Genomic DNA, 15,543 nt, shown 5'->3' on the forward strand with positions numbered 1-15,543 from the left:
TTCATGCGGTGCCGCCGGGGCGGCGGGGAGGGATACGTCGGGCGCGGCTGCGGCGGGCGGCGGCCCGCAGCGCGGCGCGGGCCAGCTCCGGCCGGTCGGCCGCGCCGTCGAGGTGCGCGGCGAGGGCCCGGACGGTGGGATGGCGGAACAGGTCGAGCATCGCGATCGACCGGCCGGTGGCGGCGGTCAGCCGGGCGTGCACGGCGGCCAGGGCGAGCGAGTGCCCGCCGATGTCGAAGAAGTTGTCGGTCACGCCGACGCGGTCGCGGCCGAGGACCTCCCGCCAGGCGGCGGCGACCAGCTCCTCGGTGTCGGTGAGCGCGTCCGGCCCCGCCGGCAGCGCCACCGCGCGGGCCGGCTCGGCGGACGCGGCGACGGTCATCGCGCCGAGCCCGGCGGTGCGCACCGTCGGGCGGGGCAGCTCGGCGGCCACCTCCCCGGCCGGGGACCGCGGCGCGGCGGCCAGCGCGCCGACGAGGGCGGCCAGGTCGGCCAGCAGCGCCTCGACGCGGTCGGCGTCGAACAGGTCGGGGTTGAACACCACCTCGACGCCGAGCCGCCCCGGCCCGTCCGCGCCGGTGACCGCCCGCTCCACCACGTAGACGGTGAGGTCGAACGGGGAGCCCGGCTTCGGCACCGGCACCGGCCCGCCGGCCAGCCCGGGCAGCGCCAGCCGGGGCTCGGCGAAGTTGAGCACGTTGAACAGCACCTGCACCAGCGGGGCGCGGGAGGTGTCCCGGCCCACGCCGAGGGCCTCCACGATCCGCTCCAACGGCGCGCCCGGGTGGGCGGTGGCGTCGTGCAGCTCGGCGGCGCACCGGTCGACCAGCTCGGCGAAGCTCGCCCCGGCCGTGCGGACCCGCACCGGGACGGTGTCGATGAAGAACCCGACGACGTCGTCGAACGCGGCCAGCCGCCGGTCGGCGACGATCGCGCCGACGACGTGGTCGTCGCCGCCGGTGAGCCGGGTCAGCAGCTCGCCGAACCCGGCCAGCAGCACTGCCGCCACGGTCGTCGAGCGCTGCGCGGCCAGCGCCCGCACCGCCCGGTCCGCCTCGGCGGAGAACGCGACGGCGGCCTCCACCCCGGCGTACGTCTGCACGGCGGGGCGGGGCCGGTCGCGGGGCAGCTCCAACACCGTCGGCGCGCCGGCCAGGTGCGCGGTCCACCAGGCGAGGTCGGCGGCGCCCCGGCGGCGGTCCCGCTCGGCCCGCCACACGGCGTAGTCGGCGTACCGGGCCGCCGGGGCGGGCAGCGTCGGGTCGGTGCCGGCCACGGCCCGCGCGTACGCGGTGGCGAGGTCGGCGTAGAACACCGCCTCCGACCAGCCGTCGAACACGGCGTGGTGCCAGGTGACGGCGAGCACGTGCTCGGCCGGGCCGAGCCGGTAGACGGTCACCTGCCAGGGCGGGCCGGTGGCCAGGTCGAACGCGTGGGCCGCCCCGTCGGCGAGCATCCGGGCCAGCTCCGCGGCGGGGTCGTCGCCGCCGGTCAGGTCCACCACGGGCACCGCCACGTCGGTGGGTTCCGCGCAGACCGCGTACGGCACCCCGGCGGTCTGCGGGATGCGCCAGCGCAGCACGTCGTGCCGTTCGGCCACCGCCCGCAGGGCCGCGCCGAGGGCCGGCACGTCCAGCTCGCCGCGCAGCCGGTGGGCCACCGCGATGTTGTACGGCGCGCTCGACGGGGCGAGCTGGTCGACGAACCACAGCCGCCGCTGCGGCGGGGACAGCGTCGGCGGGTTGCCGGTGGTCAGCCCGTCCCCGGCGGCGGCGGGGGCGGCGGCGGTGATCCGCTCCACCAGGCCGGCGAGGGTGCGGCCGGCGAACACGTCCCGGGTGTCCACGGCGCGGCCCAGCTCGGCGCGCAGCGCCGCGACCAGCCGCATCGCGGCGATGGAGTTGCCGCCGGCGGCGAGGAAGTCGGTGCCGGGGCCGGGGGCCGCGCCGAGCAGCCGCGCCCACACCCGGGCCACCGCCCGGGTGACCGGGTCGGCGGCGGCCGGGCCGTCGGCGTCGGCGGCCGAGGGCGCGGGGCGGGCGGCGGCGGCCAGCGCCCGCAGCGCCGGCCGGTCCAGCTTGCCGGTGGTCGGGCTGACCGGCAGCTCCGCCAGGCGCAGCACCCGGGCGGGGCGCATCGCGGGGGTCAGCCTCGGCTCGGCGTACGCGCGCAGCTCCGCGTCGTCGGGGGCGTCGGCGGGGGTGAGGAACGCGACCAGCTCGGCCCCGGCGGGGGCGTCGACGGCCTCCGCCACCACCCGGTCGACGCCGGGCAGCCCGGCGAGGACGGCCTCGACCTCGCCCAGCTCGATGCGCTGTCCCCTGATCTTCACCTGCCGGTCGGCGCGGCCGAGGTAGACGAGCCGCCCGTCGGGGGCCTGGGTGACCACGTCGCCGGTGCGGTACAGCCGCTCGCCGGGCAGGCCGGAGAACGGGTCGGGCACGAACCGGTCGGCGGTCAGGCCGGGCCGGTTGAGGTACCCGTCGGCCAGGCCGGGGCCGCCGATCAGCAGCTCGCCGGTCTCGCCGGGCGGCACGGGACGCAGGTCGGCGTCGACGACGTACGCCCGGTGGTTGGGCAGCGGCCGGCCGATCGGCACCGGGTCGGTCTCGGCGGCGGTCAGCTCGGCGGTGACGGCCAGCACGGTGGTCTCGGTGGGGCCGTAGCCGTTGACGAAGCGCCGGCCGGGGGCCCAGCGGGCGGCCAGCTCGGCGGGCACGGGCTCGCCGCCGCAGAGCACGGTGCGCCAGCCGGGCAGCTCCGCCGGGTCCAGCATGGACAGCACGGTCGGGGTGATGAAGCCCCAGTCGACCCCGTGGGCGGCCACGAACCGGGCCAGCCGCGCCGGGTCGGACCGGTCGGCGGCGCCGACGAGCTGCACCGCGCCGCCGAGCAGCAGCGGCACGAACAGGTCCATGGTGGCGGCGTCGAAGCCGAGGGAGGCGATGCCGAGGCTGCGCACCGACGCGTCCGCGCCGGTCAGGGCCGCGCAGCTGGTGACGAACTCGACGACGTTGCGGTGGGTGGTGAGCACGCCCTTGGGCCGGCCGGTGGAGCCGGAGGTGAACAGCACGTACGCGGGGTCGCCGGGCCGGGCCGGGCAGGGGGCCAGCGGCGCGGGGCCGGGCAGCCCGACCGCCTCGATCCCGGGCGTGTCCCCGAACTCGTCCCCGGCGGCGTCGCCGACGACGACGCGCACCCCGGCGTCGGCGGCGATCTCCCGCAGCCGGCGGCGGGGGCCGCCCGGCTCCAGCGGCACGTAGCACGCGCCGGCGAGCAGCACGCCGAGCACGGTGACCACCAGGTCGGGCCGGCGGTGCCCGCACACCCCGACCCGGCTGTGCCGGCCGACGCCGCGCTCGCGCAGCGCGGCGGCCACCCCGGCGGCCCGGCCGACCAGCTCCCGGTAGGTGAGCTGCTCGTCCCACTGGCGCACCGCCACCGCGCCCGGGGTCCGCGCGGCCCGCGCGGCGACCAGCTCGGCGACCGTCGCGTCGGGCCACGGCAGCGGCTCGCCGTGGGCGGCGCTGATGGACAGGATGTCGGTCACCCGTGTTCCCCCCGGTAGGTGGCTGGATCGGTGATCTGCAGGCGCAGCTCGCTGACGTAGCCGCGCCCGGCGGCGTCGGTCACCCAGGCGTCGGCGGGGGCCGGCAGCAGCTCGCTGACGGTGAGGGTGGCGGCCGGGTCGGTGCGGGCGGCGGCGTCGGCCATGGCGCACAGCGACTGGGCGTACAGCGGGCCGGTGAGGTCGACGTAGCAGGGCTTGACCTCGGTGCCGACCTTCACGAAGACCCGCTCGGGCAGGCCGAGGCGGGCCCGCCAGCGGCGCACCGCGAGGTAGCGCGCGGACTCGCCGGTGGCCCCGGCCAGGCCGCTGTCGGCGACGGTGGTGCGCCAGGTGCGCCGGGCCACCACCAGCCGGTCGATGGTGATCCGGGGCGTCGTCGGCGCGGGGGCGAGCAGCTTGAAGCTGTCCAGCAGCAGCGCGCCGAGGAGGTTGGCGAACACCTCGACCAGCGGCCAGCGGGCCCCGTCGGGCAGCACCGCCACCAGCCGGCCGGCGACGGACTCGACCCGGACGGCGCTCGCGGCGACCAGGTCGGCGACGTCCGCGCCCCGGGCCGTGTCGATGCCGACCTGCCGGTCGGCGGGGCCCCGCAGGTGCCAGGTGGTGCGGGTGGTCTGCCGGGGGAACCCGACCGGGGGCAGCAGCCGCAGCCGGGCCGGCCCCAGGTCGGCGTCCACGGCGGCGCGCAGCGCGGCCGGGTCGGGGTGGAACGGGGCGAACACGGCGCTGTCGAACGGGGTGGTCGCCGGGTGCAGCTCGCCCAGGACGAGCTGGAACTCGCCCCGGTTGAGCGCGTCGACGCCCGCCGCGGCGACCTGCACGTCGGGGCTGTGCACGCGGGCGGTGGGCCAGCCCGGCGCGGCGGCGGGGAACAGCGCCTCGGCCCGCCCGGCCAGGTCGGCGCTGCGCAGCCGCAGCTCCGGCTGGTCGGCGGCGACGTCGGCGAGCCCGAACAGCTCCGCCCAGCGGGCGGTGAACCCGGCGCTGGCGACGGCGACGGGGCCGTCCGGGGCGAGGATGAGCCCCTGCGCGAGGGACCACATGTCGGCCAGCCGCACCGGCCCGTCGGCGGCCAGCTCGGCGTGCAGCTCGCCGAGGACCCGCTCGCACGCCGCGCCGATCTCGGCGGTGAGCCAGCGGGCGGCCCGCAGCACGATCGCCAGGGGCGCGGCGAGGGCGTCGAGGACGGCCGACCCGACGGCGAGCTCCAGGTCCCGCGTCGTCTCCTCGTAGACGACCGTGCGACCCGTGTACATCTGCCCGCCGTGCCGGGTCGCCGACTCCCCGGTGGCGGCGGTGAACTCGGCGTTCAGGGCGGCCAGGGCGGCGGCGAGCCGGTCCGGGTCGCCGGCCGCCGACGCCACGGCGTCGCGGGCGGCGACGAGCCGGTCGAGGCCGGCGGCCAGGCCGGCGCGCAGCTCCGGGTCGCCGACGGCGGCGATCCGGGCGGCGAGCACCCGCCGGGCATCGGGGTTGTTGGGCAGGCCGGCGTCCCAGGTCAGCAGGCCCCGCTCGACGAGCCGGTCGAGCAGCAGGTAGCCGTCGTCGGCGCGGCGCAGGCCGGCGTCGCCGTCGGCGCACAGCCGCGCCACGATCTCCCGGGCCGGGGTGCGGCCGTCGCAGCCGGCGAGCAGCCGGGCCTCCACGGCGGTCAGCTCCACCGCCGGGGCCAGCGGCGGGCACAGCCGGCGGCCGTCGAGCCGCAGGTGGGGCGGCAGCACCGGGGCCCACCAGCGGCGCACCGCCGGGTCGGCGGCGAGCCGGTCGGCGTACGCGGCGAGCGCCCACGCCTCCAGGTGCACCTCGCGGCGGCCGACCAGCCCGGCGCCCGGGGCGAGCCGGGTGTGCGGGCTGTCCGGGTCGAGGGTGCCCCAGCAGACCGGCCCGAAGAAGCCGATCGTCTCGGCCTTGCCGCAGTAGCGCTGCCAGTAGCGCAGCACCGCGATCTCCCGCTTGCGGCGGGGCTTGTTGCGCACGGCCGGGTCGGTGCGCAGCAGCCCGTCGAGGGCGACGAGCATCTCCGGGTTCTGCCAGGTGACCGCCTCGCGCACGGCCGGGTCGGCGCAGATCCCGGCGAGCACGTCGGAGGAGTGGGCCAGGGCGGCGGCCAGCTCCTTGTCGTACGCCTCGGTGGCCGGCTCGCCGGCCAGCAGCGCGTCGGCCGCCGCGGCGGCCTCGGGCGCGGCGAGCAGGTCGAGGCCGGCGGCGGGGAAGCCGGCGGTGCGCAGCAGCACGTCCCGCCACACCGACCAGCCGGTGTCCCCCAGGGGCAGCAGGTGGCTCACGGCGCGGCCCGCCGCTGGTCGTCGACGATGTGCAGCCGCAGCTCGCTGAAGTAGCGGCGGCCGGCGGCGTCGGGCACCCACGCGTCGTCGGGTGTCGGCAGCATCTCGCTGACGGTCAGCGACACGGCGTCGCCGCCGTCGGTGCGGGCGGCCCGCACCATCGCGGCGAACATGGCGGCGTACGCGGGGCTGGACAGGTCCACGAAGCAGGGCTTGGTCTCGGTGCCGAGCTTGACGTAGACCAGCTCGGGCAGGCCGAGGTCGCGCCGCCAGCGGCGCACGGCGAGGAACCGGTCCCGTTCGGTGGTGACGTCGGCCAGGCCGCTCTCGGCCACCGTGGTACGCCACGTCTGCCGGGCCACCACCAGCCGGTCCAGGGTGATCCGAGGCGTGTACGGTGCGGCGGCGACCAGCTTGAACCCGTCGACGGCGTGGGCGCTGAGCAGCCCGGCGAACACCTCGGTCAGCGGCCAGCGCGCCCCGTCGCGGGCGGTGACGACGAGCCGGCCGTCCTCGTCGGCGACGGTGAGGTCGACGGTGGGCAGCACCCGGTCGGGGTCGACGCCCGGGGCGGGCAGGAACGCGAGCTGCCGGTCGGTGGGGCCGGTCAGCGCCTCGGCGGTGCGGCTGGTGCGCCGGGGCCAGTCGGCGGGGAACAGCAGCCGGATCCGGTGCTCGCCGAGGTCGGCGGCGAGCGCCGCCCGCAGCCGCGCCACGTCCGGGTGCGACGGGGTGAACACCTGGCAGTCGAACGACGGCCAGGCGGCGTGCAGCTCGCCGAGCACGGCGGTGTAGTCGCCCCGCGCGAGGGCGTCGGCGTCGGCGGCGCAGAGCTGGAGGTCGGGGCTGTGCAGTCGGCCGCTGGTCCACTCGCTGGGGCGGTCGGGGAACACCTCGGCGACCCGGTCGGCCAGGTCGGCGACGGCCAGCCGCACCTCGGTCGCGCCGTCGGGCAGGTCGGCGAGGCCGAACAGGCCCGCCCAGCGGGCGGCGAATTCGGCGGCGACGGCGTCGACGGGCCGCTCGCCGGCGCCCCAGAACAGGCCCTGCACGAGGAACCACAGGTCGGCCAGGGAGACCGGGGCGGCGCCGGCGTCGGCGCGCAGCTCCTCGTAGAGGTCGCGGAACGTCGCCCCGTACGCCTGCTCCAGCTCGCCGGCCAGCCACCGGGCGGCCCGCAGCAGCACGGCGAGCGGGGCGGCGAGGTCGGCCAGCAGCGGCGCGCCGAAGCTGACGTCGAGGTCGCGGGCGGTGTCCTCGTAGCAGAGGGTGCGCCCGGCGTACATCTGGCCGGCGCGGCGGCGGGCCGGCTGGCCGGTCAGCTCGGTGAACGTGGCGTCGAGCCGGTCGAGGGCGGCGCGCAGCCGGTCGGGGTCGCCGGCGGCGTCGGCCACCTCGTCGCGGGCGGCGCGCAGCCGGTCGAGGCCGGCGCGGGCGGCGAGCCGGGCCGGTTCGTCGCCGATGGCGTCGATGCGGGCGGCGAGGGCCGCCTCGGCGTCGGGGGCGACGGGCAGGTTGGCGTCCCAGGTGATCAGTTCCCGCTCGACGAGGCGGTCGAGCAGGGCGTACCCGTCGTCGGGGCGACGCAGCCCGATCGCCGGGTCGGCGACCAGGTCGCGGGCGCTGCGGTGGCCGTCGGCGGCGGCGAGCAGGGCCGCCTCGACGGGGGTGAGGGTCACCGGCGGGCGGCCGGGGCGCAGCACCGACCGGTCGCGCAGGCTCAGGTGCGGCTGGAGCAGCGGCGGCCACCACTGCCGCACGGCCAGGTCCGCCCCAACGGTGTCGGCGTACGCGGACAGCGCCCACGACTCGAACCACACCCAGCGCCGCCGGGTCAGGGCCGGCCCGGGGCGCACCCGGGCGGTGTCGGCCTGCCCCGGGTCGAGGGTGACCCAGCAGCTCGGGCCGAAGAAGCCGACGGTCTCGTTCTTGCCGCAGTAGCGCTGCCAGTACTTCAACAGGGCCCGCTCGCGGTCGCGGCGGCGCACGTTGCGGGGCGCGTCGGCACCGGCGCGGGCCAGCCCGTCGAGGGCGAGCAGGGCGGTGCGGTTCTGCCAGGTGACGGCCTCGCGCAGCAGCGGGTCGGCGGCCAGCTCGTTGAGCCGGCCGGCGGCGGCGGTGATCGCCTCGGCGAACTCCTTGTCGAACCGTTCCGCGCCGTCGCCGGTGGCGAGCAGGTCGTCGGCCGCGGCGGCGGCCTGCGGCGCGGAGAGCGCGGTGAGCCCGTCGGCGGGAAACCCGGTGGTACGCAGGATCGCGTCGCGCCACACCGACCAGCCGGTGTCGCCCAGCGGCACCCGGTGCGCCCCGGCCCCGTCGGCCCCGTCCCCCGTCGGGGCGGCGGCCTGCTCCGCCGGGCCGTCCGGGGCCGGCACGGTCCCGTGTGCGCCGGCGACCCGGACGGCGGCGGCGCCCCGCAGGGCGTCGGTGAGGTCGCCGCGGATCGCGGCGACCAGCTCGGGCAGGCGGTCGTGCAGGAAGAAGTGCCCGCCGTCGATCTCGTGCAGGGTGAACCCGGCGGCGGTGTGCCGCGCCCAGGCGGCGCTCTGCGCCTGGCTGACGGCCCGGTCGGCCCGGCCCGAGAACGCGACGACCGGCACCGGCAGCGGCTCGCCCGGCACGTAGCGGTAGCTGTCGACCCGGCCGAAGTCGGCGCGCAGCAGCGGCAGCAGCAGCTCCACCAGCTCGGGGTGGGCCAGCACCTCCGGCGGCAGCCCGCCGCCGTCGCCGAGGCGGCGCAGCAGCTCCTCGTCGTCCACCGTGGACAGCCCGTCGAACAGGCTCGCGTCGTCGACGTGCGGGGCGCGCGCCCCGCCGACGTAGAGCCGCAGCGGCAGCGGCCCGCCGGTGCGGGCCAGCTCGCGGACCACCTCGAAGCCGACCCGCCCGCCCATCGAGTGCCCGTAGATCGCGTACGGGCGGTCGGCCCGCCCGGCGATCGCGGCGGCGACGTCGGCGACGGTGAAGCGCGGGTCCTCGCTGATCCGGTTCTCCCGGCCGGGCAGCTGCACGGGCAGCACCTCGACGTCCGCGCCGAAGGCCCCCTGCCAGTGGCGGAACGCGCTGGCCCCGGCCCCGGCGTAGGGCAGGCAGAACAACCGCACCGGCGCCTGGGGACGGCTTCCGGCGGAGACGAACCAGTTCACCGCGCGCCTTTCTGAGGGGGGTCGATCCAGTGCCGCTGACGTTGGAAGGGATAGGTGGGCAGCCCGGTGCGCCGCACGCCGCCCTCGGGGTGCAGGGCCGCCCAGTCGACGTCGCGGCCGGCGACCCAGTCGAGGGCCAGCTCCCGAAGCTCGCCGTCGGGGCCGGCGACCCGGGCGTCGGCGTCGGGCAGGCCGGCCGGGCCGGCGGCGGGCAGCCCGTCCAGGCCGACGGAGTCGGGCAGCTCGTCCAGGCCGACGGAGTCGAGCAGCTCGTCCAGTCCGGCGAGGGCGGCGGCGGGGTCGGTGGCGACGACCGCCGCCCGGCAGCCGAATTCCCGGCGGCCCAGCGCGAGGGTGGCGGCGACCTCGGCCAGCGCCGGGGACGCCCCGGCCAGGTGCTGCCGCAGCCGGCGCAGCGCCGCCCGCAGCGCCACGGGGGTACGCGCCGACACCGGCAGCAGGTGCGCGACCGCGTCCGGGGCGGCGGCGTCCCGCGCGGCGGCTCCCGGGACGGCAGCGTCCCGGGCCTCGACCGGCTCGACCGGGGGCGGCTGCTCGACGACGACGTGGGCGTTGGTGCCGCCGAGCCCGAACGAGCTGACGCCGGCCACCCGGCGGGCCACCTGCGGCCAGTCCCGGGCCTTCGTCGGCACGTAGAACGGGCCGCCCGCCAGGTCGATCTCGGGGTGCGGGCGGGTGAAGTGCAGGTTCGGCGGGATGACACCGTGCTGGACGGCGAGCACCGCCTTGATCAGGCCGGCGATGCCGGCGGCGGCGTCGAGGTGCCCGATGTTGGTCTTCACCGAGCCGAGGGCGCAGCTCTCGGCGGGCGCGGCACCCCCGTACACCTCGTGCAGGGCGGCGACCTCCAGGGCGTCGCCGAGCGGCGTGCCGCTGCCGTGCGCCTCGATGAGCCGTACCTCGCCGGGGGCCACCTCGGCGGCGGCGAGCGCGCCGGCCACGGCGGCGGCCTGCCCCGACGGGCCGGGGACGGCATAGCCGGCGCGGTCCGCGCCGTCGTTGGTGACCGCCCAGCCGGGCAGCACCGCGTAGATCCGGTCCCCGTCGGCCTGCGCGTCGGCGAGCCGGCGCAGCACGACGGCCCCGACGCCGGAGCCGAAGCCGGAGCCGTTGGCGGCCTCGTCGAAGGCGCGGCACCGCCCGTCCGGGGACGCCATCCCGCCGGGGGTGTGCCGGTAGCGGGGCCAGGTCACGTTGACCCCGCCGGCCAGCGCGATGTCGCACTGGTAGTCGGCGAGGCTCTGGGCGGCGACGCAGACCGCGACCAGCGAGCTGGAGCAGGCGCTCTGCACGGCCAGGGCCGGCCCGGTCAGCCCGAGGCGGTAGGCGACCTGGCCGGGCAGGTGGTCGGTGAACTGCCGGCCGACAAGCCGGGCCTCCCAGTCGTCGGGGTCGACGTCGCCGACCACCGCCGGGTTGTCCATGAGGTGGAACAGGAAGTAGCGGTTGGCGGAGGTGGCGGCGTAGACGCCGACCAGGCCCGGGAACCGGGACGGGTCGTGCCCGGCGTCCTCCAGGGCCTCCCACGCCGTCTCCAGGAACAGCCGGTGCTGCGGGTCGGTGCGGGCGGCCTCCTGCGCGCCGAAGGCGAAGAAGTCGGCGTCGAAGTCGGCCACGTCGTCGAGCCGGCCGGCGGCCCGCACGTGCCGGGGGTCGGCGAGCAGCCGGGGGCCGATGCCCAGCGCGGCCAGCTCGGCGTCGGTGTGCTCGTGGATGGCGTCGACGCCGGCGCAGAGGTTCCACCAGAAGGTCGCCGGGTCGGGCGCGCCGGGGAAGCGGCCGGCGAGCCCGACGACGACGATCTCGTCGCCGGTGTACTCGCGGGCGGCCGTGGCGGGCGCGGCCGGCGCCGGCCCGACGGGCGCGCGGTCGGGCGCGGCCGGCGCGTCGACCAGGCGGGCCTGCGCCTCGATCGTCGGGTTCTCGAACAGCCGCAGCAGGGGCAGCCGCACCCCGAACCGGGCGGCGAGCCGCTGCTGCACCACGCCGAGCAGCAGCGACTGGCCGCCGACGTCGAAGAAACCGGCGGTGCGGGCGATCGTCTCGCGGCCCAGCACGGCGCACCAGACGTCGTGCACGGCCCGCTCGGTGGCGGTGGCCGGCGCCTGGCCGGCCGCCTCGCTGCTGGTGGTGGCCTCGGCGGCCGGTTCGGGCAGCGCCCGCTCGTCGATCTTGCCGGTGACGGTGAGCGGGAACTCGTCGACCACGACGACGGCCCGGGGCAGGGCGTACTCCGGCAACCGCCGGGCGAGGGCGGCGCGCAGGGCCGCCGGGTCGAGGACCCCGCCGGCCGGGCGGGCGTACGCGAGCAGCTCGCCGCCGCGGGCGATCGCCCGGACCGCGCCGACGCCCGGCTCGGCGGCGAGCACGGCCTCGATCTCGGTCAGCTCGACGCGGAAGCCCCGCACCTTGACCTGCCGGTCGAGCCGGCCGAGGCAGACGAGGTCGCCGCCGGCCAGCCGCGCCCCGAGGTCCCCGGTCCGGTACGACCACACCCCGTCGCCGTCGCGGCTGAACCGGTCGTCGGCGCGGTCGAGGTAGCCGGGCGCGACGTGCCGGCCCCGCACGACGATCTCCCCGGTGGCGTCGCCCCGGGCAGCCTCGGTGGCTCCGACGGGGGCGGCGTCGATGGCTACGGTGGCTGCGCCGCTGGTGCCGGTGCCGGTGCCGGTTTCGGCGTCGGCGTCGGCGTTGATGTCGGAGTCGGCGTCGGCGTCGGCGTTGATGTCGGAGTCGGCGTCGGTGTCGGCCTCGGTGTCGGAGTCGGCGTCGGTGTCGGCGTTGATGTCGGAGTCGGGGTCGGCCAAATGCAGCTCGTAGCCGGGCAGCGCGGTGCCGATCGGCAGCGGGCCGGTGGCGGCCGGGTCGGCCTCGGCCAGCGGCAGCGCGTAGCGGGCGGCGAACGTCATCTCGGTCGCGCCGTACCCGTTGACCAGCACGCAGCCCGGGGCGAACCGGTCCCGGCCCCGGGCGGCGTCGGCGTGGGTGGCCTGCTCGCCGCCGAGCAGCACCGCCCGGACGCTGGTCAGCCGCCGGTCACCGAGGGCGTCGAGCAGGAACCGGTAGACGGTCGGGGTGGAGTGGTAGACGGTGACCCGGTGCTTCCCGAGCTGCTCGACGGCGTGGGCCAGCCCGTGCCGGCGCAGGTCGACGGGGACGACGGCGGCACCGGTGAGCAGCGCCGGGTACAGGTCGGGGATGGCCGCGTCGAAGCTGAACGAGGCGAGCAGGCTGAGCCGGTCGTCGGGGCCGATGCCGAGGGTGGCGATCTGGTTGTCGACGACGTGGGCGAGGTTGCGGTGGGTCTGCCCGACGGCCTTCGGCAGCCCGGTCGAGCCGGAGGTGAACAGCACGTAGGCGAGGGCGTCGGGGTCGACCGGCACGGGGCGCAGCGGGGCGGGGGCCACCGTGTCGGTGGTCAGCACGACGCTGGCCGGCACGACGCTGTCTGACACGACGCTGGCCGACACGGCGAGGCCGGGCCGGTCGGCCTGTTCCCGGTGGTCGGGGCCGGGCTCGCGCTCGGTCCCGGGTCGGTCGGTCGGTTCCCGGTGGTCTGCGGCGAGCCGGTCGGCCAGGTCCCGGTGCTCGGCGGCGGTCAGCACGGCGCGCACCCGCGCGGCGGCGAGCATGTGGCGCAGCCGGTCGACGGGAAAGCCCGGATCCAGCGGCACGTACGCGGCCCCGGCGGCGAGCGTGCCGAGGATGGCGGCGACGGTGGGCGCGCCGTGCGGGGTCAGCAGGGCGACCCGGTCGCCGGGGCGGACCCCGGCGGCGGCGAGCAGCGCGGCGTGACCACCCGCCGAGGCGGCGAGCGCCGAGTAACTCACCGGCCGGTCGTCGCCGAGCAGGGCCGGCCGGTCGGCGAAAATGGCCGAACGGTCAGCGAAACGATGGACGATGTTGTATGTTTCCATGTCAGTGGGCGCGGGTCGTCGCACCACCGACGGGCGCGCAGCATCCAAGCATCGTGATCACGATCCCCCCCAGGACTTCACAATGGATGCAGCATAGGACTCGATGCCTGGCCGGCAAGATCATCGATCAGAGTCGGACCGAACAGCCGACGGACGCGACCCGGGACGGCCGGCAAGATTCACCCGATCATCCCCCTAGCGCGCACATGAGTTTCAACCTAGAGGCGTACCCGCAAGTAATCTTGCGGCCAAAGCGCCTGATGACCGGCGTTTTTCCACTGCGGCCGGACCTTAACGGCAGCTCAGGAAGGGCAATTGGCGCGGGCGGGGCACCGGCCATCGTACGCCGCGAAGGCAATCCCGACGGCCCCGCACGCACCCCTGTCGGCCGCCCCGCACGGCGCAACGAGACCGCGGCCCTGAACGCTGGCCGCCTCCGCGACACGACACGCCGACGCGACTCCACCGCGACCGGCCACCGAACGCCCACCCCACGCCGCCGGACGACCCGCGCCACCAGGGCCGGCCCGCGCGCGCCCAGCCCGACGGGGCCGCGGCCGCCCGAGCGCCCGCGGACCCCCACCACCACGGCGTCACGAGGCACCCGAACACGACCAAGAGATCTTGGTACGAGACGGCCCCCCGAGGGGCCGAAAGTTACCAAGATCTGTCGATGCTCCACCGCGACATCGCGGTATCGGCCGTGAGGACGTCGTCTACCGTCAGGTCACGTGGCGGTCGGCTCGCGCACGGGCCCAGGCGGGGCCGGGCGGGTCAGCCGACGGGGCCGATCCGCTTGGCGAGACCCACGAACCCGGCCCAGGCGTCCGGCGCGAAGGCCAGCGTCCCGCCGGCGCGGTCCTTCGTGTCCCGGACGAGCACGACACCAGGCAGGTTGTCGGCGACCTCGACGCACGCACCGCCGTTGTTGCCGCTCCTCGTGCTCTTGCGCCACCGAGCCTGGCTCATGTCCATGATGCCGCCGCTTTCCTGATGAGTTCGAGGGATTGCGCCCGCGGCAGGGCGTCACCGCAGATACGAGCCCACCGCCGATCCAGCGTAACAAGGTCAGCCGCCTGTTCGAGGATCTGCGCGTGGGCTTGACCATCCACATGCAGGAGGCGCGCGCCACCGTCCAGTTCGGCGAGAATGAACGGCCCGCCGAGCCCGGCATACATGCCCGTGTCCGCAGGAACGACATGGACCTGCACGAACGGCAGGGTCGCGCAGTCCGCCAGGTGCTCGCACTGGTCGCGCATCATGGACCGGTCCCCACCGGCCGTGCGCCTGAGCACCATCTCATCGATGACCGCGACCAGCAGCATGGGCGGGTCGCGGCGCAGGACCGCCTGCCGGGCCAGACGAGCGGCGACGAGTCGGTCGACCTCGCCGCTGGACAACGCCTCGCCCGCGAGGGTGGCTCGCGCGTATGCCTCGGTCTGAAGTAGGCCCGGGACCCAGGCCAGCTCGAACCATCGCAGCGAGAGCGCCTCGCGCTCGACGTCGGCCCACCGCCGGAACCACGTCGGCTCGCGCCGCCTGCCGGCCTCCGGCCACAACTCCGAGACTTCTCGGCCGAGCAGGGCGGCAACCTTTGCCCGGTGGCGGGACTGCGGAATATGTCCAGGATTTGCCCACCGCCCTGCCGTCTTCGGGTCCACCTCAACCTGAGCTGCAAGGGCTTCGGCAGTCAGACCGGCAGTCGCCATCGCCTCGATCACCGCGTGGTTCATCCGGCTTCCTTTCTGGATTGTCCCGTGCACCTCAACTCCATCCTGCTACAGGGTGTGTTCGTCTCACAACCCTCAGCAAGCTGGTGTCGGGGCGGCGCGGGTCGGTCGACAGATGTCTCGGCCCGTGTTCGCCGAGGGGGCCGTCCCGGCCCTTCCGCACCAGTCGGGCGGACGGCCCCCTCTCCACTGCTCCACTGCCGACACGCACCGAGGGAGAGCCATGCCCCACCGACGAGCACGTGACCGGGCGACCCGCCTCGCGCACGGCGGCGCCGCTGCGCCGCGTACCCCGATCGAAGGCCGGCGGAGAGACGGAGGCCGCTGGTGAGGCCCGCGCCCGCGCTGGAGCGGCACTGCGCGGCCGGGCCCACCTGGCGGTGCGCGGCCGACGGTGAGCCGTTCCCCTGCGCCGCATGGCGCAGCCTGCCCCTGGACGACCACCTGCGCGGTGCGCTGCTGGCAGGCTTCACGCTCTTTCTGCGCCCGGCGATCCGCGACCTGCGGGGCCGGCCGGAGGGCCCGACGCCGCCGCAGGTCGTGCGGCGGTTCCTGTGGTTCCTGCCGCTGACCGACGAGGAGGCGCGGGCGACCGCGCTGCGGTACCGCTGATGTCGGGCGGCCCGCACCTGCCGATGCGCCCCCTCTGGCGGTGCCGCCGCTGCGGGGCCCCGTGGCCGTGCGGCCCGGCGCGGCTGTCGCTGCTCGTCGAGTACCGGGGCGACCGCACCGCCCTGCTGTTCTATCTGGCGCTACTCATGCAGGAGGCGACGGCGCACCTGACGGCGCTGAACCCGGCGAGCCCGCCCGGCGACCTCACCAACCGCTTCCTGTCCTGGGTACGCGCGCCGCGACCGCCCTCCTGAACGCCCC

8 protein-coding genes are annotated in these 15,543 nt (G+C 77.1%); 2 read left to right on the top strand and 6 right to left on the bottom strand.

Annotated elements, in window-relative coordinates; translation table 11 throughout:
• Window position 1 precedes the first annotated feature (1 nt).
• The 6 genes from O7628_RS30865 to O7628_RS30890 all read right to left on the bottom strand — a co-directional run bounded on the left by O7628_RS30865 (window position 2) and on the right by O7628_RS30890 (window position 14,673).
• The gene (locus tag O7628_RS30865; protein ID WP_278135868.1) at window positions 2–3,550 is read right to left on the bottom strand and encodes an amino acid adenylation domain-containing protein; all 3,549 of its coding nucleotides are present in this window, start codon (window positions 3,548–3,550) and stop codon (window positions 2–4) included.
• Window positions 3,547–5,856 (bottom strand): lantibiotic dehydratase, encoded by a 2,310-nt coding sequence (locus O7628_RS30870; protein WP_278135869.1) that lies wholly within the window; start codon window positions 5,854–5,856, stop codon window positions 3,547–3,549. The genes O7628_RS30865 and O7628_RS30870 overlap by 4 nt, the downstream gene beginning before the upstream one ends.
• On the bottom strand, window positions 5,853–9,002 hold the full coding sequence (locus O7628_RS30875) for a thioesterase domain-containing protein (protein ID WP_278135870.1): 3,150 nt from the start codon (window positions 9,000–9,002) through the stop codon (window positions 5,853–5,855). Before O7628_RS30875 ends, O7628_RS30870 begins: the two co-directional genes overlap by 4 nt.
• Complete coding sequence (locus tag O7628_RS30880; protein ID WP_278135871.1) at window positions 8,999–12,940, bottom strand: AMP-binding protein; 3,942 nt, start codon at window positions 12,938–12,940, stop codon at window positions 8,999–9,001. Before O7628_RS30880 ends, O7628_RS30875 begins: the two co-directional genes overlap by 4 nt.
• Before the next feature lie 774 nt (window positions 12,941–13,714).
• Window positions 13,715–13,915, bottom strand: a complete 201-nt coding sequence (locus tag O7628_RS30885) for a DUF397 domain-containing protein (RefSeq protein ID WP_278135872.1) — start codon at window positions 13,913–13,915, stop codon at window positions 13,715–13,717.
• Entirely contained in the window at window positions 13,906–14,673 is a 768-nt protein-coding gene (locus tag O7628_RS30890) for a DUF5753 domain-containing protein (protein WP_278135873.1), read from the bottom strand. The genes O7628_RS30885 and O7628_RS30890 overlap by 10 nt, the downstream gene beginning before the upstream one ends.
• A gap of 324 nt (window positions 14,674–14,997) precedes the next feature.
• Between O7628_RS30890 and O7628_RS30895 the strand changes: the two genes are divergently transcribed.
• Entirely contained in the window at window positions 14,998–15,282 is a 285-nt protein-coding gene (locus O7628_RS30895; RefSeq protein ID WP_278135874.1) for a hypothetical protein, read from the top strand.
• Window positions 15,282–15,536 (top strand): flavin reductase, encoded by a 255-nt coding sequence (locus tag O7628_RS30900; protein WP_091281511.1) that lies wholly within the window; start codon window positions 15,282–15,284, stop codon window positions 15,534–15,536. The genes O7628_RS30895 and O7628_RS30900 overlap by 1 nt, the downstream gene beginning before the upstream one ends.
• Window positions 15,537–15,543: the final 7 nt, after the last annotated feature.

It is taken from the genome of Micromonospora sp. WMMD956 (assembly GCF_029626125.1).
In the GTDB taxonomy this organism is placed as follows: domain Bacteria; phylum Actinomycetota; class Actinomycetes; order Mycobacteriales; family Micromonosporaceae; genus Micromonospora; species Micromonospora carbonacea.